The organism is Undibacterium sp. Ji83W (assembly GCF_049340385.1).
Taxonomy (GTDB): domain Bacteria; phylum Pseudomonadota; class Gammaproteobacteria; order Burkholderiales; family Burkholderiaceae_D; genus Undibacterium.
In genome coordinates this window covers 211,961-231,262 of record NZ_JBMPOZ010000005.1, presented here as the reverse complement: position 1 = coordinate 231,262, position 19,302 = coordinate 211,961, and the positions used below count along the sequence as shown (strand labels likewise).

15 protein-coding genes are annotated in these 19,302 nt (G+C 50.7%); 6 read left to right on the top strand and 9 right to left on the bottom strand.

Features of this window, described 5'->3' with window-relative positions; genetic code table 11:
* Positions 1–99: 99 nt before the first annotated feature.
* The 3 genes from ACO0LD_RS11700 to ACO0LD_RS11690 all read right to left on the bottom strand — a co-directional run bounded on the left by ACO0LD_RS11700 (position 100) and on the right by ACO0LD_RS11690 (position 3,033).
* The gene (locus ACO0LD_RS11700) at positions 100–1,239 is read right to left on the bottom strand and encodes a hypothetical protein (protein WP_423006863.1); all 1,140 of its coding nucleotides are present in this window, start codon (positions 1,237–1,239) and stop codon (positions 100–102) included.
* Between the two features lie 117 nt (positions 1,240–1,356).
* On the bottom strand, positions 1,357–2,187 hold the full coding sequence (locus ACO0LD_RS11695) for a sugar phosphate isomerase/epimerase family protein (protein ID WP_423006861.1): 831 nt from the start codon (positions 2,185–2,187) through the stop codon (positions 1,357–1,359).
* 6 nt (positions 2,188–2,193) lie between these two features.
* Complete coding sequence (locus ACO0LD_RS11690; protein WP_423006859.1) at positions 2,194–3,033, bottom strand: phytanoyl-CoA dioxygenase family protein; 840 nt, start codon at positions 3,031–3,033, stop codon at positions 2,194–2,196.
* Positions 3,034–3,186: 153 nt separating this feature from the next.
* Here ACO0LD_RS11690 and ACO0LD_RS11685 point away from each other — a divergent pair, with 153 nt between their 5' ends.
* Both ACO0LD_RS11685 and ACO0LD_RS11680 read left to right on the top strand, forming a co-directional pair.
* Positions 3,187–4,116 (top strand): LysR family transcriptional regulator, encoded by a 930-nt coding sequence (locus tag ACO0LD_RS11685; RefSeq protein ID WP_423006857.1) that lies wholly within the window; start codon positions 3,187–3,189, stop codon positions 4,114–4,116.
* Between the two features lie 129 nt (positions 4,117–4,245).
* On the top strand, positions 4,246–4,785 hold the full coding sequence (locus ACO0LD_RS11680) for a M50 family metallopeptidase (protein WP_423006855.1): 540 nt from the start codon (positions 4,246–4,248) through the stop codon (positions 4,783–4,785).
* Between the two features lie 12 nt (positions 4,786–4,797).
* On the opposite strand, the gene ACO0LD_RS11675 is transcribed toward ACO0LD_RS11680, so the two are convergent.
* The gene (locus ACO0LD_RS11675; RefSeq protein WP_423006853.1) at positions 4,798–6,234 is read right to left on the bottom strand and encodes a PLP-dependent aminotransferase family protein; all 1,437 of its coding nucleotides are present in this window, start codon (positions 6,232–6,234) and stop codon (positions 4,798–4,800) included.
* Between the two features lie 88 nt (positions 6,235–6,322).
* Here ACO0LD_RS11675 and ACO0LD_RS11670 point away from each other — a divergent pair, with 88 nt between their 5' ends.
* Complete coding sequence (locus ACO0LD_RS11670; RefSeq protein WP_423006851.1) at positions 6,323–7,576, top strand: benzoate/H(+) symporter BenE family transporter; 1,254 nt, start codon at positions 6,323–6,325, stop codon at positions 7,574–7,576.
* Between the two features lie 10 nt (positions 7,577–7,586).
* On the opposite strand, the gene ACO0LD_RS11665 is transcribed toward ACO0LD_RS11670, so the two are convergent.
* The 3 genes from ACO0LD_RS11665 to ACO0LD_RS11655 all read right to left on the bottom strand — a co-directional run bounded on the left by ACO0LD_RS11665 (position 7,587) and on the right by ACO0LD_RS11655 (position 12,489).
* Positions 7,587–9,854, bottom strand: coding sequence for a CHASE2 domain-containing protein (locus tag ACO0LD_RS11665; protein WP_423006849.1), 2,268 nt, complete (start codon positions 9,852–9,854; stop codon positions 7,587–7,589).
* An 85-nt stretch (positions 9,855–9,939) separates the two neighbouring features.
* Complete coding sequence (locus ACO0LD_RS11660; protein WP_423006847.1) at positions 9,940–11,580, bottom strand: GAF and HD-GYP domain-containing protein; 1,641 nt, start codon at positions 11,578–11,580, stop codon at positions 9,940–9,942.
* Between the two features lie 144 nt (positions 11,581–11,724).
* The gene (locus ACO0LD_RS11655; RefSeq protein WP_423006845.1) at positions 11,725–12,489 is read right to left on the bottom strand and encodes a 3',5'-cyclic-nucleotide phosphodiesterase; all 765 of its coding nucleotides are present in this window, start codon (positions 12,487–12,489) and stop codon (positions 11,725–11,727) included.
* A gap of 377 nt (positions 12,490–12,866) precedes the next feature.
* Between ACO0LD_RS11655 and ACO0LD_RS11650 the strand changes: the two genes are divergently transcribed.
* Positions 12,867–15,239: an ATPase, T2SS/T4P/T4SS family gene (locus ACO0LD_RS11650; protein WP_423006843.1), complete on the top strand. Its 2,373-nt coding sequence runs from the start codon at positions 12,867–12,869 to the stop codon at positions 15,237–15,239.
* A 95-nt stretch (positions 15,240–15,334) separates the two neighbouring features.
* A complete protein-coding gene (locus tag ACO0LD_RS11645) occupies positions 15,335–15,754 on the top strand; it encodes a VOC family protein (protein ID WP_423006841.1) in 420 nt (139 codons plus the stop codon).
* Between the two features lie 424 nt (positions 15,755–16,178).
* On the opposite strand, the gene pgi is transcribed toward ACO0LD_RS11645, so the two are convergent.
* Positions 16,179–17,885 (bottom strand): glucose-6-phosphate isomerase, encoded by a 1,707-nt coding sequence (pgi, locus tag ACO0LD_RS11640; protein ID WP_423006839.1) that lies wholly within the window; start codon positions 17,883–17,885, stop codon positions 16,179–16,181.
* 149 nt (positions 17,886–18,034) lie between these two features.
* Here pgi and ACO0LD_RS11635 point away from each other — a divergent pair, with 149 nt between their 5' ends.
* A complete protein-coding gene (locus tag ACO0LD_RS11635) occupies positions 18,035–18,481 on the top strand; it encodes a response regulator (protein ID WP_423006837.1) in 447 nt (148 codons plus the stop codon).
* A gap of 26 nt (positions 18,482–18,507) precedes the next feature.
* On the opposite strand, the gene rsmA is transcribed toward ACO0LD_RS11635, so the two are convergent.
* Positions 18,508–19,290 carry a 16S rRNA (adenine(1518)-N(6)/adenine(1519)-N(6))-dimethyltransferase RsmA gene (rsmA, locus tag ACO0LD_RS11630; RefSeq protein WP_423006835.1) on the bottom strand — a complete coding sequence of 261 codons (783 nt, stop codon included), beginning with the start codon at positions 19,288–19,290 and terminating at the stop codon, positions 18,508–18,510.
* Positions 19,291–19,302 lie beyond the last annotated feature (12 nt).

The following is a 19,302-nucleotide window of genomic DNA, read 5'->3' as shown; positions in this document are numbered from 1 at the left end:
ATAACTGCATCATCGCCACATTCAATTCCCAGGCATCTGATACGACCTGATTTGTGTAAGGCAGGCATTGCGTATATTGTGAAGGTACGAAATGTAGAGTTAGTGTGATTTGCTGTTGGCCGGAGGCACGTTAGTGGCGGTGGATTCTTTCTTATAGTCGCGAATTGCCTGGATTTGTTCGCTAAGATCAAATTGATAGTGACCAAACAGGCCTTTGCGAACTTTAACGGTCTGGACTTCATCAACCTCCCTGCTGCACCAATAATCCTTGGTCTTATGGGTATATTCGACAACAGGCAAACTCTTATCTACAGGAATTAAATTTTCACACCTGTCATCTCTATGATATTCAGCAGAGATTAAAGGGCCGCCAGCAAACTGGTTAATCCGGATACCGGCAACATAACTAGTGGCAAGAAATGAAAAACTGGCAAGCACTACCAAAAACGCAGTAATTCCCTTGGGTGGCGGCTGTCGCTTATTAGCCGTTGAAGCCGCCCAGGCCAGTACGATCGTAGCAAGAACGGCAAAAATAGCATGGGGAAGTAAATAGGCGATATTAAAAAATGCCCAGCCTTCTTGCTGGATCATGACATCGAAAAAACAATAAACAAGAAGAGCGCAAATTCCCAACAATATGCTTCTCGTTACCGGATGCTTCATTAAGTCGAACTGCGCCGGATCTTTAGATGCATCCCTAAAAATATCCAACTCACGGAAAACGCTGAGCAAATCTATCTCCGCGGGCTTTATTGCATATTGCGAGGGTTCTACGCTGGAAAATTTCCAGTCTTTAAGCCTTATCGTCCAAAGAATTGAATTTGTTTTCGAAAGAAGTACTACACCTCGCACACTGAGCATATAGCTCGCGCTTTTTACGTCAGCCCACACCAACCTCTTTTGAAGGAGCTTCCATTTTGCAAATACGGAATCTGATGGCCACTCCAGAAACACCCCTGTGCCATCAATAACCAGCTTCGATGAACGGTGAACCCAGTAGATCCCACCCTGGACAAAAAGTACAAGCCCGAATGGCAAAAACACGAAAAGATTTTTTTGCCAGACCTTGCCTGATTCCAGAATTTTTTTCCAGTCTTCAGGTTGAAACAATTCCCAATAGCCAGCCCAGATGAAAACTGGCAACAACAGTAACACTGGAACAAGCAGTATCCACTTTTCCCGCTTTGACAAGGAACTCATGCCGCGTACAAAAGTATATTTTTGTTGGTGCTCTAACATGCACTAGCCCTAAATTAATATGGACATAGTATAAATAAAAATTTGCATCCCTTACAACAAAACAATTAAAGGTAATCAAACCTCTCCTGTCTGTATGTCAGAGCAGGAGCGGGGCTTTCATTTCTTTGCATAGCGTTCACGCAGCAATTTCATCATCGCCACATTCAATTCCCAGGCATCGGACACGACCTGATCTGTGTAAGGCAGGCTTTGCGTATAAGGTGATGGCCCAAACTCTGGTGTCAATGTGATCTGCTGTTTGCCGGAAGCGCGTTGCAGGCTGATGATAGCGTCCCACCAGGACAGATGTTGCTGCAAGGCTGCTGAATGTTCAGGCGCGCGAAAATCATTGACTTGTGGTCCCTGGCTATGGCCGACGCGGGCATGGATGTGGCGCACATGAGGGAATACTTTTTCCAGTAATTGCGCCTGGTCTTCCAGCAGGGATTCGCAGGCACAACACCAGTGTGAGAGGTCAGCATTAAGTTGCAATTGCGGGCGCTGCTCAAGATAAGGCAAGAGCAACATGGGATGCCCACTGAAGCGGCTGCGGTGAATTTCATGGACAATGGCGATACCGGTTTCAGCAGCTATCTCGTCAGCCAGGTCCAGCAATTCATTGTTTTGCGCCTGGCTGTAAAAGTCCTTGCCGGTATGCGTGTTTACGAACAGGGGTTTTGCTGCGCAGGCATTGCGTAACAAATCTACGAGTGCTTGCTTGTGCGCGGAAAAATCGCTGTGAAAAACAGTTTCCCATTGCTGGGCAATCAGTTTAAGTCCAGCATCGTCAATCGCTGTGGTCCATGCATCGCGTTCAGCCACATCCATCGGCAAAGACATTTCTATGCCATCAAAACCTGCTTCCAGTACCTTGCCAATGAAAGCTTCACGGCTCAGGTGAGCATTGCCCCAGTGCGGGGCGAAAATCAATACTTCAGAATTCATCATGGTTACTTACATAAAACCACGGACAGAGAAACTGGCATCGCGCTGTATCCAGTTTTGTGGCGAATAACTGGTCTTTCCATCCGTCACATGCAGGGTGTAGGCATGACGTGAAACTGCTGAGCGATTTGGTGCGCTGTAATGTGGCAGCAGACCATGGAAGCACACCAGGCTGCCTGCCTTGACTTCCAGCGGGATGGCTGTGCTGTCGTCTGGCCAAGGCATGCTGTCGAGTTTTTCTACCCGCACCTGATCACCTTCACGTACGAAGCGCTCACGCATGGGCGTGCGATGACCACCCGGTTCTGCCCACATGCAGCCATTTTCCAGCGTCGCATCTTCCAGCGCAAACCAGAAGGTGGTGACACTGACAGGATCAGTTTCAAAATAAGTCGCATCCTGGTGCCAGCGCACTTCACCGCCTATGCCAGGCTGCTTGAAGATATACATGGACTGGTAAATCTGTGGCTCTTGCAAACCCAGTTGTTCCGCCACTTTCGCCAGTGCAGTACCACGCGAAAACGCGCTGAAGACCGGATCAAGATCATGTATCGCATGGCCTATCTTGTTGATGGACAGGGATTTGGCCTGGCGCAGATTACCTTGCTCATCAAAAGCTTCTTCTTCAAAAAAACAACTGATGTTGTTGGCTGAATTCAGGAAGTAATGATCGACCTTTTTTTCCTGTTCCTTGGTCGTGAAGATGGATTTGGAAGATGCCGGATCAAATTCATCAACGATTTTGGCTGCACGCTCACGCAGGGCTGCGATTTCTTCGGCATTCTTGAAATTGGGGACGACGACGTAACCATCTTGCTGAAATTGCTGGATTTGTTGTGCGTTGAGCATGCTGACTCCTGGCTATAAATGCGGGGGAAGCAAAAGCCCCTCATTTATTGTGAGGCTTCAGCTTGATATGCATCAAGTGTAGCTAAATTAGCTTGTCATCCACAATACCAACAATAGTTGACAGATTGTCGTCAATTTGAAGACAATAGCCAGATGGACCAACTAAAAGCAATGGAAATCTTTGTCGAAGTGGCAAGGCAGCGCAGTTTTAGCGCGGCCGGACGCCACCTGGGCATCAGTCGCGCCATGGTCAGCAAACACATCATGCAACTGGAAGCTGAACTGGGCGCGCGGCTGCTGCACAGATCGACCCGCGAAGTCAGCCTGACTGAGTTGGGGCAGGCCTACCTGGAGCCTTGTAGCGCCAGCGTTGAACATGCACGGCAGGCACGGTTGGTAGTCAGCCAGGCGGGCAATGAGCTGGCCGGTGGCATACGCATACAGGCACCGAATAGCTTTGGCAGCGATTGGCTGGCCGATGCACTGGCGCGCTTTACTCTGCTCCACCCCATGCTGCAACCTACCCTGCATGTGGATGACAATTTGCTGGACCCGTTCAAGCATGGCTTTGACCTCAGCATACGGGTAGGCGGCATCCCTGACAGCCCCGGCTTGCATGCGCGCAGGCTGGCCCCCTGCCGCGGCCTGCTGTGTGCCAGCCCGGCCTACCTGGCAGAGCATGGCATGCCAGCACACCCGACAGAATTGAACCGGCACCGCTGCCTGCACTTCAGCCACCTTACACAGGGCAATACCTGGCATTTTGAACGCGATGGCGAAACCCTGGCGGTGGATATCACGCCCGGCTTTGCCTCAAACAATGGCAAGGTCTTGCACCAGGCGGCCCTGCGTGGGCTGGGCATAGTGTATGACACGACTTTTCTGGCATGGCGTGATTTAATTGATGGTCGGCTAGTTACTGTCTTACCAGACTGGGCTTTGCCGCTGAATGACTTCACTGCGCTTTATCCGGCCACCCGCAAGGTCAGCCCCAAGGTGCGGGCGTTGATTGATTTTCTGGTGGAAGAGTATCAGCCTGTGCCGGAATGGGATAAGGCCTTGCTGGCTGCCAAGCTCTTGTAGAATAACGTATCGATCAAAAACATTGGCTATATGGAATCAGGTTACTGGAAGCTCGCGCACTGGAAAAAGATACCAGTTTACGCACATTGGACTATCCTGCTTTGGTTTCCCTGGGCTTTGATACAGGGAATGAACTTAGTCTGGTTGTTCCCTGGCTTCCTGGCATTCGTCACCATACTGCTATTCCATGAATTTGGTCATGCGATTGCGGCAAGATATACAGACACCAAAGTTTATGCCATCAAACTATTCCTGATGCATGGTGAATGCACACATGAGTCACCGTATTATGAATCAGAGGATATTTTAATTGCCTGGGGCGGCGTGCTTGGGCAGTTGTTGCTCCTGGTATTGGCTATTGTAGCGCAATATCTGTTGTTCCATTTCTCACCTATGTGGATGTTTCAATTGTCCTCGGTGTTCGACGTCCTGACTAAAACCAATCTGATCATCATCGCATTCAATTTAATCCCGGTGAAGCCTTTGGATGGTGTCATCGCATGGCGGATCATCCCTTTCGTTTTACTGAAAATCCGCACCAGAAAGGCGGGCATCTTGTCCAGATTTGCCAAACGCCAGCAACCATCTGAGAGCAAAACTGAACAGCAAACTGAAGAGGAAAATGCAGACAAGATAGCCCAGGATTTATTTGACCGGCTAAAAAAGTAAACCGTATTTCATCTACATTTCTGAAACCAGCCTACCCAGGGTTTTGATACCCTGCTCCATCTCGCGCCCCCAGGGCCGCCCTATGTTCATGCGCAGATAATTTGCGTATTTACCGGCGCCAGAAAACAGGCTACCGGGTGTAAACGCTATGCCTTGCGCTACCGCCTGCCGCAGCAAAGGCAGGCTGTCTATATGTTCAGGCAATTCCAGCCATAACCACCACCCACCTGCCGGGCTGACGACTTGCGTACCCAAGGGGAAGTAGCGAGCTATGGCAGCGGTCGCCAGCGGGATATTGGCGGCCAGACGTTCGCGCAATTTGCGCAGGTGGGAAGGCAAGGCCCCGGATTGTATAAATTCTGCCAATACTGCCTGTTCAAACAAGGGTGTGATCAGGGAAGCGCTGAGTTTCAATGAATTGATCCTGGCCTGATAACGCCCACCTGCGATCCAGCCTATGCGAAATGCCGGGGCCAGGCTTTTGCTACAAGAACCGCAATAGATGACCCTGCCCTGCTTGTCCCAGGCCTTGATGGCTTGCGGTCTTTCCTGCTGATGCGAAAGGTCGCCGAAGACATCGTCTTCTATCAAGGCCAGGTCGTATTGTTCAACCAGACGCAGCAGGCGTTTCTTGTTTTTATCCGGCATGGCACAACCGAGGGGATTCTGGAAATTCGGCATTGCGACGATGGCGCGCACCGTGCCTTGATGTTCGAGCGCATATTCCAGCGCTTCCAGGCTGATGCCCTGGCCTGGCACGCAAGGGATTTCTATGGCCTTGATGCCGAGGTTTTCCAGCATTTGCAGCAAGCCAAAATAAACGGGAGATTCAACAATGACGGCATCACCTGGCTGGGCGACCGCACGCAGGGCCACACTCAGGGCTTCTGTGCTGCCATTGGTGATGAGCAGATCGCTGGCCTGCAAATCCATGCCTGCATTTTTTAACCAGTGTATGAGGCTGGTTTTCAGAACTGGCAAACCCGTACCACCGGGATAAACACCTATCAGCATGGGGTCTTGCCGCAGCAGGCGCTGGGCGATTTTGGCGAGAGCTTCGCAGGGATACCATTCTGGTGCGGCACTAGCCAGGTGCAGACCCAGATGCAGGGGTTGCGCTGTTAGAGAATATAGCTCCGTCATCCTGTGCTGCAGAGACATGAGTTTGTCGTACTCAACTGCCGGTGCCGCCTGGCTGTTTTTTTTCTGAGTAACTGTGCTTGTCGTTTGCCTGGTTTTCCAGTCAGCGACATAGATGCCAGACTTATTGCGCGCCTCGACCAGGCCCTGGCTTTCCAGGTAACGGTAACAACGTATCGCAGTAGAAACACTGACATGCTGCGTCTCTGCAATCAGGCGCACCGATGGCAGACGCTCGCCTACCTGATAGCGGCTAGCCCTGATGTCTGCACTGATGGCGTCTGCCAGCTGTCTGTAACTGTGCTGCATAACAGATACCTTGAATGTGAATCTGTATAGCATAAGACAGACTGATACTGTAAGTAAACGCCGGACTGCACTGAACTAGACTAGATGTATGAATACACCACACTCTCCCCCTCTCCTTGCCCCGGCAAATGCCATCAAGCCGGGTTTTGCCGCTACGGCGGCAGATTTTTTCCCTGCGGTGCTGGCTGGCCTGATTGCCGTGCTGATCTCCTACGCTGGCCCCATGTTGCTGATATTGCAGGCAGCACAAAGCGCAAAACTCACAACAGCGCAAACCAGTTCATGGATATGGGCTATCTCCATAGGATCTGGTCTGGTAGGCGTATGGATGAGCTGGCGGCACAAGATACCGGTGATTTGTGCCTGGAACACGCCAGGTGCGGCCTTGCTGGTGACGGGCCTGGCAACGGTGCCTTATCACCAGGCCATAGGTGCCTACCTGGTTGCAGCGGCGGCGATATGGCTGATAGGCATTACCGGCATCTTTGAAAAACTCATGGCAAAAATACCTAAAAGCCTGTGTGCAGCCATGCTGGCGGGTATCCTGTTCCGTTTTGGCGTCGATGTATTTGCCAATGCGCGTAGCGAGGTTGCTGGCGCACCCTGGCTCGTGACTGCCATGTTTGTGGCTTACCTGATATTCAAGCGCCGCAGTGCACGTTATGCCATCGTCCTGACTTTACTCAGTGGCGTCATGCTCTGGAGTGCACTGGGTTGGGGTGACAGCAACCAGGGTCAGTCTATTGCCGTGCAACTGGGTCTGACGATGCCAGTCTGGACCATGCCTGAATTTTCTTTAAGCGCCATCATCAGCCTCGGCTTGCCATTGGCGCTGCTATGTCTGACTGGCCAGCAGGTGCCCGGTGTGGCTGTCATGCGCGCCGCTGGTTTCGAACAGGCACCGACCAGCAAGCTGGTCAGTGCCACCGGTTTTGTCAGCATATTGCTAGCACCATTTGGCTCACATGGTGTCAACCTGGCGGCGATTACTGCAGCAATTTGCACAGGGCCAGAAGCGCACCAGCAGCCAGAAAAACGCTGGGTCGCCGGTGTTGCCTGCGGTGGTTTTTATTTATTGATAGGCAGTTTTGCCGGTTCCCTGACTGCCCTGTTCCTGCACCTGCCACATGCACTGGTCACCACGGTGGCTGGCCTGGCCTTGCTGGGCGCAATTCAGAATGGTCTGGTGAACGCCGTGCAGGAAACGACAGAACGTGAAGCTGCGCTGATCACCTTCATCGTCACTGCATCAAATATCAGCTTGCTGGGCCTGGGTTCTGCCTGTTGGGGCATAGTCTTGGGTGTCATCAGTTATTACCTGCTGCGGATAAAAGCCAAATAAGGTACTGGATTTATTCACTGAACTTGCTGACAAAGGTGGCCACCCCATCCCAGTCGGCAGGCAGCGGGTTTTGCCGGTAGTGGGCAATACGTTCCAGAAAGACCTGGGCAGCCAGGTCTTCTGCACAGACTTCCAGATATGAGCGGAAGGATTTTTCGGCAACATCCCACTGCTGCGCACGGAAATCATCGAGTGCCTGATGCCAGAGTTCCAGCAAGGCAAATTGTGCTTCGTCAAGCAAGGCCACACCGGCAATCGGTTCAAAGATCGATATGGGCCTGGTCTTGCCTTTGACTCTGACCCTGTCCAGCTCTCTATAAGCGAATTCTGGCGTGGCAGCTTTTGTCGCTTCACCGACCACGATGCCGACCCCGTACACTTTAGTGATTCCTTCCAGGCGGGAAGACAGATTCACTGCATCGCCCATGACGGTATACGCCAACCTGATCTGGGAACCCATATCGCCGACGCGTACTTCGCCAGTATTCAAGCCCACCCCTATCTTAAGTGCAGGCCAGCCGCGCTTGACAAAATCTTCACTCAGAGCTTGCGCAATAGACTGCATTTTCAGCGCACTTGCAACTGCCAGCCTTGCGTGATCTTCCAGACGCACTGGAGCTCCCCAGAAGGCCATAACACAATCACCTATGTATTTATCCAAGGTGCCGCGATTACCGCGTATTTCTTCCGACATCGCGGTCAGGTAGATGTTGATATATTCTCGCAAATCCGCTGCACTCAGCGTTTCGGAAATGGTCGTGAAACCACGCACATCTGAAAACATCACGGTCAGTTCACGAATTTCACCTGCCATGGTATAGCTGTCGGGTTCTTCTGCCATCACGGCAACCAGTTCCGGCGCTACATATTCACCAAAGCGCCTGACCACACCACGCAGCTTTCTGGATTCAACCAGATAACCCCAGGCGAGGTTAAAGACAAACAAGGCGGATATCAGCAGCAGTGCTGACGCCAGTGGAAGCACCAGATTGAAGGACTGGTACATCCAGTAATTGAATCCTATAACAACGACAAAGGTAAGCGACGTAAAGAAGATCGCCGCCAGCGCCTTGAAACGGCTCAGAGCAAATGTCAACAGCAATCCCAGCAAGATCACCTGCACTACTTCAAAAGCACGGCTGGTGTCTGGCCGTTGTTTGAAGTCGCCATCCAGTATTGAAGCGATCACGTTGGCATGCATCTCTACTCCAGGAAAATCCAGACCCACAGGCGCTGTGCGCAAGTCTTTCAAGCCCGCTGATGTAGTACCTATCAATACAATCTTATTAGCCAGTTTATTTTCTGGAAGCTGCTTTTTTATTACATCGGCTGCAGACACATACACAAAGCCGCCGCCGTGCGGCCCGCCCTTGCTTTTGTACTGAATCAAGGCTGTTAACAAAGGCTCCAAGGGAACCGTCAGCCTGGGGGTAGAATTGAGTTTGATGGCTTCGATATTGCCATATTCATTCAGGTAATTTTGCGAGTTCACTCCATCCGACTGCAAAAAAACCGGTTTGACTTTGCTCGCATTCAGCGCCACTCTGGCTGTGGCCAGGGACAATGATTCGTAATAAGCAGTACCAAATTTAGCTAACAGGGGAATGCGGCGGATCACCCCATCAGAATCAGGCGAAGGATTAAAGAAACCACCTGCAATAGCCGCTTTTTGTAATACCGGAAGATTGCTGATGTACTTGCTGAACACGGCTGATTCAAGGTGACGACCACCAAGTTCTTCATCAGTAAAAGCCGGAGTGGGTAACAGCCCTTTGGAAAGATCGTCTACCTCATTTGATAAAGAGAAACCAAGGACCACTGGACGCCCAGCCAAGGTTTTTGCCAACCGGTCATCAAAATCCAGTTGCGTCCTCAGGACATCCATTTGATTTACGAAACCCTGATCGCCCTTCAGTTCTTTCTTCGCCAGCTCTTCCAGAACCTGCAGTCCAGAGCTACCATCCGACTCAGGAAAAACTGCATCGACGCCAACAGCTCTTACATGATAGTCGTCCGTCAGCCTTTCTATCATGCTGGCAATAACGCTACGCTTCCATGGCCATTGTCCATATTCCTTGAGACTTTTTTCATCGATATTGACGATGACAATGGCATCATTGAGCTTGGTCGGCTGCACCCGCATGCGCATGTCATAGATAAAATGATCCATCCTGTCCACCAGAGTCACGGGGAGTATGGCATTTGCCTGCAACACCGCCACAAAGGTCAGCGTCAGACAGGCCAGCCACCGCACCATTTTATTGACCTGTCTACGCAAGTTGCATCTCCCTGTGAAGCTGTATCAAGTTCAGATATTGATGGGGCGAATCCTCAGGACCAAGCGCGGCTTTGATCAGACATCGCTACGCTTTGTACCCTGGCACCTTGCCCAGATCAACATTATCAATCTGCGTCTTGTCCATGAATCGTTCAGCATAAGTCAGGTAGACTTTTTTCTTGACGAAGATATTGAACAAGTCTGGATCAATATGGCCGTTCAGGGCAAAGCTGCCGAGGATGTGCAGGGATTCTGTCAGGGTTTTGCCGTCCTTGTAAGGGCGGTCTTTGGCTGTCAGGGCTTCAAAGATATCAGCGATCGCCATGATCTTGGCTTGCACTGACATTTGCTCACCGCGCAAGCCGCGTGGGTAGCCTTTACCATCCATGCGTTCATGGTGGCCACCAGCGTATTCAGGCACGTTTTGCAAATGCTTGGGCCAGGGCAAGGCTTCCAGCATCTTGATGGTGGTGGAGATATGATTATTGATGACGGCGCGCTCTTGCGCATTCAGGGTGCCCGCGCGCACGGACAGGTTTTCTGCTTCATCGACATTCAGGAAGGGCTGTACTGCACCATGTGCATCCGTTATTTGCCACGCAGCGATATCAGTCACACGTTGCAAATCTTCAGGGCTGGTTCTTTCTGAGCCTATATTCAATTTATGTAAAAAGTTTCTGGCATCTTCGATTTTAGCCAGCTCGGTTTGCAAGCCCTGTTCCAGTTCGGCGATCAGGTTTTCATTATTGACGCTGGCCTGGTAAAGGGCACATTTGCTTTTCAATACCCGGATCTCTGCATCGCGTTTCAAGACTTCAAAGCGGGTATCCAGCAAGTATATGCGGTCAAAAATGGTTTCCAGCTTGGTGGACTTTTCAACCACATGCACGGGCGTGGAAATCTTGCCGCAATCATGCAGGATGCCAGCCATCCACAATTCCTTGCGGTCTTTGTCCGTCATGGAAAAATGTGCCAGCGGCCCCTCCCGCGTTTCATGCACGGCGTTAGCCAGCAACATGGTCAGCTCAGGAACATGCTGGCAATGTCTACCAGTATGGGGGGACTTTTCATCAATGCCGATATTGATCAGATGTACCAGCGAGACAAACAGGTTTTCCAGCTGCGATATCAACTGCTGGTTGGTCAGCGCTATTGCAGCCTGCGATGCCAGGGCTTCAATAAAGCGCTGGTCGGTCTCGGTAAATGGGCAAGGTTCACCTGTGTTTGGATCTGTGGCATTGATGAGTTGCAGCACGCCTATCAATTCACCCTCGTGATCATGCATGGGCACGGTCAGCAGGGATTTGGTCTTGTAGTTGAATTGCTGGTCAAAATTGCGGGTACCAGAAAAATTGAATACACCTACGGTATAGACATCCTGGATATTGACGGACAGTTTGTAGTTGGCGGCATAGGCGGCCACTGCATTCAGGTTTCTGTTGCCATTGGCATCAATCAGGGGGATGTTGGGTATATCTACCGTATGCCCTTTCACCCCGCCCTGATACATGTTCAAACTATCATTCAGGGAGATATTGAAGCACAGGCTTTGTTTGTCTTTACTGGTACGGTATAGAGTGCCACCGTCGGCATAGGTAATGCTTTTTGCCGAGCGCAGTATGTTTTCCAGCAATAATGGGGTGTCGTGATTATTGCTCAACTCCAGGCTTAATTCCGTCAGTTTTTCCAGGCGTTGTGCAATTTCGCTACTGCTTAGTGCAGTCATAAACACTTTCTCCAGATCGTATTCAAATTCTTGCTTAACCATATTCGCTCATATTGGTACTTCATTATTTCCGCCATATGAACAATGCATGATTTCAGGCATCTCATTTCCAATCGCGTTTCAATTCGCGTTTCAAATAGCATTTCAAAAATTGAAGTGATCACCAATTTTCAGAGCTTTAAAATTCCTGTCCTTATTTTGCCCGAGTTCTGCCATGATTTGTGTTTCTTGCCCCGGTTTCAGGTGATAGATGTAAAACTCTATCTCAGCGGACACTGCTGCAATGTCATTGATAAGTGCCGCCGGACAAAAATGTTTGGAAAGCAGTGCCAGTTCAGCTTCTGCATTAGGAAAAGAACAATCGACAATCACCATATTCAAGGCAGCCTGCCCAGCCAGGTTTTCCCATAGTGCTGGCGTACTGCCCATATCACCGGTGAACAAAAAGCCCTTATCTGCAGAGCGCACCCAATAAGCGACTGAACCCGCGACATGGTCTACCGTATGGGAAGTAATCACGCGCTCACCCAGCGTCAGGGTACTGCCAGCCAGCATTTCCTGATATTGCATGGATGGTTGGTCAATATTCGGCAAAGTGCTGAAATCTGGCCAGATGATCCAGTTGAAGATATGGGTTTTCAAGGCATGCAAAACTTCTGCGGTGGCATGCACAGTGACTGGCTTGCTCCTTTTGCCAAATACGGCATCCATCAGCAATGCCAGACCAGCAACATGATCGAGATGGCTATGGCTGATAAACACATGGTCTATTGCCACCAATTGCTCCAGGGTGAGCCGTGACAAACCAGTGCCTGCATCCAGCAAGACATCACTGTCAATTAATAAGCTGGTCGTGTAGGGCTCACTGCCACCGATACCACCTGCACAGCCGAGAATTTGTAAGTTCATAAATACAAAAATAGTGTGCCTCTGTCCATCCAGGGCTTTGTTATCCCGAGGTCAACATTGCATCAATCCAGCCTCTGAGCAAGCTTAACACTTTCTTTGAAGACAAGAATATCTTCTACGCTATTCCTTCCCTGAAGATAGGCTAATTTGTCGCTTTACGCTATAAAGAGTTGACTTTGTGGTCAGACATTCGACTTCCGTGATACATTTTTGTAAAAATTGACTTAAGAGAATAATAATTTACAGTATCTTGCAATGACTGCCCTGTTAAAGCTGATAATTCAGCTATGGGTTTACGCTGCGGTTTTAAGCTAAGCTAGTAAGCAGCTTCCTAAACTGCTGCTTCAGGCTGCAGGACATGCAACAAAGGAAAACGAATGGCGGTAACTGCTCAAGTCGCAAATGCTCCACAGGACGGTCTGGACCACAGGCTGCAATTCTTTAAACGCCTGCAAGCCCTGACCAACAAGATACATGGGGCAGATGCTTTGGACCAGATCATGCTGGATGTGTCACCGGACATCTGCAATCTGTTTGAATGTGATCGCCTGACCATTTATGTCGTGGCCCAGGACAAGGTCACCCTGATTTCCAAGATCAAGACTGGCCTGAATTCTTTCAAGGACTTGCGCCTGTCCATTTCTGACCAGAGTATCGCTGGTCATGTCGCCCTGACCAAGACCATGATCAGCCTGCGCGATGTATATGACGACAATGAGTTGCGCTCACACTCCCCTACCCTGAAGTTCCAGCGCGCCGTTGATCAGCGTACCGGTTACCGCACCAAGCAGATGCTGGTCGCCCCCATAGTAGAAGCACAGAGCAATGATTTGCTGGGTGTAGTGCAATTCATCAACCATCGTCTGGGTGATGCTTTCACTGCCATCGCTGCCGAAGGCGTGCAAGCCCTGTGCGAAACCCTGGCCGTGGCCTTTACCCAAAAGAGCAAGGTGCTGCCAACCAATACACCGCGCACCAAATTTGATTTCCTGGTGTCGGAAGCCATATTGTCTGCGCAGGAAATGGAATTGGCCGTCAGGTCGGCACGTCGCAACCTGCTGGATCTGGAAGATGTACTGATCGATGAATTCCAGGTGCAGCGTGGGATTTTGGGACAGGCTTTGTCCAAATATTTCAATGTGCCGTATGAAGAATACAAGGCTGAGCGGATTATTCCTGTCGATCTGGTGAAACGCCTGAAACGCCAGTATGTGGAACAGAATTCCTGGCTGCCCATCATGGAAGACCAGAATGGCCTGACGGTCTTGGCGATAGACCCGGAACATACCAATACCACCCATGTCGTCAACCATGTGTTTGCTACGTCAAAAATCCATTACCGTGTCACCACCAAGAAAGAATTCCGCCAGACCATAGATCAATTTTTTGGTGGCGTTTCTGACGGCGGTTCGGTCGACGAATTGCTGTCCGGCATGGAGGATGATGACGAAGATCATAGCGGCCAGGCTATCGCCGAAGTATCCGCTGCAGTCGAAAATGAACTGGTCAAACTGATCAACAAGATCATTATCGATGCCTATCAACAGGGTGCATCAGACATCCATATCGAACCGCGCCCTGGTAAAGAAAAAACCCTGATACGCTTCCGCAAGGATGGCTCGCTGTCGCCATATATAGAAATACCATCAAGCTACCGCAGTGCCCTGCTGGCGCGTATCAAGATCATGTGTGACCTGGATATCTCGGAGCGCCGCAAGCCCCAGGATGGCAAGATCAAGTTCAAGAAATATGGTCCCTATGACATAGAACTGCGGGTTGCTACCATCCCGTCTTCTGGCGGCATGGAAGATGTGGTCATGCGTATACTGGCTGCAGGTGAGCCTATCCCTATCGATAAGCTGGGTGTATTGCCATACAATCTGGAACGCCTGAAAAATGTGGTCAGCAAACCCTATGGTCTGTTCTTTGTCTGCGGCCCTACAGGTTCCGGCAAGACCACGACACTGCACTCAGTCCTTAGCCATTTGAATACGCCAGAAACCAAGATCTGGACCGCCGAAGACCCGGTAGAAATCACCCAGAAAGGCCTGCGCCAGGTTCAGGTCAATCGCAAGGCCGGCATGGACTTTGCGACCGTCATGCGGGCTTTTTTGCGGGCTGATCCTGACATCATCATGGTCGGCGAAATGCGCGACAAGGAAACTGTTTCCATAGGTCTGGAAGCATCGCTGACGGGCCATCTGGTATTCGCCACCCTGCACACCAATAGTGCGCCGGAATCCATCGTCCGCTTGCTGGACATGGGCATGGACCCTTTCAATTTTGCCGATGCCTTGCTGGGCATACTGGCGCAACGTCTGACCAAGCGCCTGTGTGGCAAGTGCAAGGAAATTTATCATCCAGGTAAAGAAGAGGTGATGGAATTACTGGATGAGTACTGCCAGGAATTGCTGAATACCGAAAACTTCGTCAAAAATCCAGTGGAAGCCAAGAAAAAAGTCTTCACCACCTGGCAGACACAATATGCCGACAAGGCCGGTAAATTCACTTTATACAAGGCTGTGGGATGTGAGCATTGCTCAAAAGGTTATAAAGGCAGGCTAGGTTTGCATGAACTGATGGTAGCAAATGACATGGTCAAAAAACTGATACAAGACCATGCCCGCGTATCTGAATTACTGACTGCCGCACTGGCGGATGGCATGCTGACCCTGAAAATGGACGGTATAGAAAAAGTTCTTTCGGGACTAACCGATATGAAGCAAGTCAGGATAGTCTGCATAAAATAGTTTTCTGCAAAATCAGCTAAAATCCAGCCTATCTTCTGCACTGCCCTGAGTACGCATGGCAAACATGCTCAGGCAGGATTTTTTCGAAAGCAAACATGAAATATCTGCACACCATGGTGCGCGTCACCGATCTTGAGGCTTCCCTGCGTTTTTATCGCGATGCACTGGGTCTGGAACTGGTACACCAGAAAGAATATCCCAAAGGCCGCTTCACCCTCGTCTATCTGGCAGCCCCTGGCGACCATGATGCACAGGTTGAACTGACCTACAACTGGGACCCGGAAGAATATACCGGCGGCCGCAATTTCGGCCACCTGGCTTATCGTGTTGATGACATCTACCAGCTATGCCAGCGCCTGGCGGATCACGGCATCACCATCAATCGCCCACCACGTGATGGCCACATGGCATTTGTACGCTCGCCTGACAATATCTCGATAGAATTGCTGCAACAGGGCGAACCACTGACACCGGCTGAACCCTGGGCTTCGATGCCGAATACAGGTAGCTGGTAATCAGTCAGTAATATAAAAAACGCAGACTCTGGTCTGCGTTTTTATTTCAATTTTGGTGATCTGTGCGACGTGCTTCCTTATTCATGGCGCGTATCAATACAACCATACTCAATACGATGACGACTGAGACAACACCAAAAATTCCTGTCCACATAGACGCATCCTGAATTGATTTAAGAGCTTACTTTATATCAAGCAAGATTCTTTGCGTCAACTTTGCAAAGTGGGTTTCGAGGAATTTTAACTATTTCTTTCAATCACACCAGCTCCTTAAAACCTGTTTGCGATCTGTAGCGAGCGTGCGTCAGCGGGGTCAGGGTAACAAAAACGCAGCGCAAAAAGCGGAATGTACTTCTAGTACATGAGCATTTTGAGCAGCACATGAGCTCCAATCACGCTCGCGCTTAAGATCGGGAACAGGTTTTCAGACATGTCCATGCCTGCGGAAGTAAGCAATCAAGCCACTGGTCGATGTGTCCAGATGCGAGTCATAGTCCTGATTACCTAAAATCGCTGGCAAGAGGCGGTTAGCCAGTTGCTTGCCAAGCTCCACACCCCATTGATCAAAAGAGTTGATGCCCCAGATCACACCCTGGACAAACACCTTGTGCTCATACAGCGCCAGCAACATACCAAGCTGGAAAGGATCAAGACTGGGCATGAGTATCGTAGTCGATGGCTGGTTACCGGCAAATACCTTGTGCGGCAAGAGCTTGGCGATATTGGCATCGCTGAGGCCTGCTTGCGATAATTCCTCACGTGCTTGCGCCTCGGTCTTGCCAAAGGCCAGTGCAGCGCTCTGCGCCAGGCAATTTGCCAGCAAAGGTGCCTGGTGACCTGGCAGAGGATAATCACTGGATGCTGCCACCACAAAATCGCAGGGTATCAGCCAGCCCCCCTGGTGCAAAAGCTGGAAGAAGGCATGTTGACCATTCACACCTATCTCCCCCCAGACAATGGGGTTGGCGCGGCAAGTCAAGGCTTCACCATCGCGGCTGACAGTCTTGCCATTCGATTCCATTTCCAGCTGTTGCAGGAAGGCTGGTAAATGGCGTATTGATTCGTTATAAGGCAGGATGGCGGTGGTTTCTGCACCGAGAAAGTTGGTATTCCAGATCGAGATCAAGGCCAGCAAGACTGGCAAATTCTTTTCCAGCGGCGCATTGCAGAAATGCTTGTCCATGGTCTCAGCCCCGGCCAGCAGGCGCTCGAAGCCATTCATACCTATCGCCAGGGCAACTGACAGGCCAACAGCCGACCACAAAGAATAACGTCCGCCTACCCAATCCCAGATTTCCAGGATATTCGCATCCGGGATGCCAAACTCATGTGCCTTGCCCGGGCTGGACGTGACCGCAATGAAGTGCTTGCTGACCGCCCATTCCTCCATCGCGGCTGCCATCAGCCAGGTGCGGGCAGTCTGGGCATTGATGCTGGTTTCTTGCGTAGTGAAGGTTTTGGAGGCGACGATGAACAGGGTCGTGCGCGGATCGAGTTTTTCCAGCAAGGGAGCCAGGTGTGCACTATCGAGATTTGAGACATAGTAAAACGTCAGACCAGGATGCTGGAAAGCCGACAAGGCGCGCGTGGCCAACTTGGGGCCAAGGTCAGAGCCGCCTATACCTATGTTCACCACAGTCTGTATCGCATCACCCTTGAAGCCGCGCCACAAGCCACTGCGTACCCGTTCGACAATGTCACGCATTTGTTTGCGCACTGCCCTGACCTTGGGCATGACATCATCTGCTTCATTCGGGAACGGTGTGAAATCGGTATGCCGCAAAGCTGTGTGCAAGACTGCGCGGTCTTCACTGATATTGATTTTTTCACCGGCAAACATGCGGTCGCGCCACCCTTCCACTTTGGACAGCCGCGCCAGGGCAATCAGGCTATCCAGCGCAGACTGGTCTATGCGTTGCTTGGAATAATCCACCAGCAAGCCATCCAGCTCCACCGAAAAATGCCTGAACCTGTCGCTGTCGGCAGCAAACAACTCGCGCAGATGTTGCTGCTCCAGCCTTTGCTGATGTGCCAGCAGGGCTTGCCATTCGGGGGTATGGGTAATGTTCATGTTCTGTAATTCCTTGAGGTAAGTCTCTTGCCTCAGATTATAGGCCAGACAATTATGCATGCAGCCAGCTTATTTATTGTTAAAATAAACATTAATTAACTAATTCAAGTTTTTGCAGACAAAAACCTGAACTGGAATTATCGTAAACAGAAAATTAATGTGGCTCTGAATGTAATTCTGAATGTAGTTCTGAAAATCAGGGGAAACAGATGGACATGTTAGACAGACAGGACATAGGCATCTTTATCGTGGATGATAACGATATCAGTCGCTCCATGCTGCGGCATATCCTGCACAGTGAGGCGTTTAATGTCATCGGCGAGGCATCCAGCGGCGTGGCAGCGCTGGACTGGCTGGAAAAGACCATACCTGAAGTAGTGTGTCTGGATGTGATGATGCCTGACATCGGCGGCCTGGAAATTCTTGAACATATCAAGAAAATCTCGCCTGACACTGTGGTCCTGATGGTCACAGGCAGCAATAACAAGGAAACTGTAGTCAAGGCCATCAAGGCCGGGGCCAATGGCTTTATCGTCAAACCATTCAACCCTGCGACCTTGCTGCAGTCCGTGCATTATTCAGTGGGCAAATCCCACAAGCAATTGAAAACCCTGATAGACCGCAGAAAGGCCTGGCGTAACAGCGGGCTGCTATAAGAAGGATGAAGCAGGGTCAAGCAAAATCAGGCCTGGCGTGCACTCAACAAATTGGCCAGGGCGACGTAGGCTTCAACTGCGATGGTTTCGGGACGCAGTTGAGGATCAACGCCGCAAGCCAGCAAATCAGCTTCTGTCAGCAAACCAGCCACGCAATTGCGCACTACCTTGCGTCTTTGTGAAAAGGCCTTGGTGACGACTTCTTCCAGCTTTTTGATATCGCAAGGCAAGGCACCCGGCTTGGGTATCATGCGCACGATGGCTGATTCTACCCTTGGTGGTGGGTCAAAGGCCTCTGGCGGCACAATGAACATCAACTCCATATGGTAGCGCACTTGCAGCATGACCGACAGGCGGCCATAGGTCTTGCTGCCTGGCCCGGCGACCATGCGCTCAACCACTTCTTTTTGCAGCATGAAATGCTGGTCTTCTACCAGCGGTGCTATCTCGGCCAGATGAAACAGCAAAGGGCTGGAGATGTTATACGGCAGGTTGCCCACCACACGCAGCTTCTGACCTTCAGGCACAGGGATGCTGGCAAAATCAAATTGCAGAGCATCGCCCTCGTGGATGATGAGTTTTTCTGGCGAGAAGTTTTTCTTCAGGCGAGCGACCAAGTCACGGTCCAGCTCGACCACATGCAGTTGCGTCAGGCCATCCAGCAATTGGCGTGTCATGGCGGCAAGACCAGGGCCAATTTCCACCATGGTTTGACCAGGACGCGGATTGATGACGCGCGTGATATTGCTCAAGACCAATTCATCGGTCAGGAAATTCTGGCCAAAACGTTTGCGAGGGATATGTTTCATATTGATTCTTGC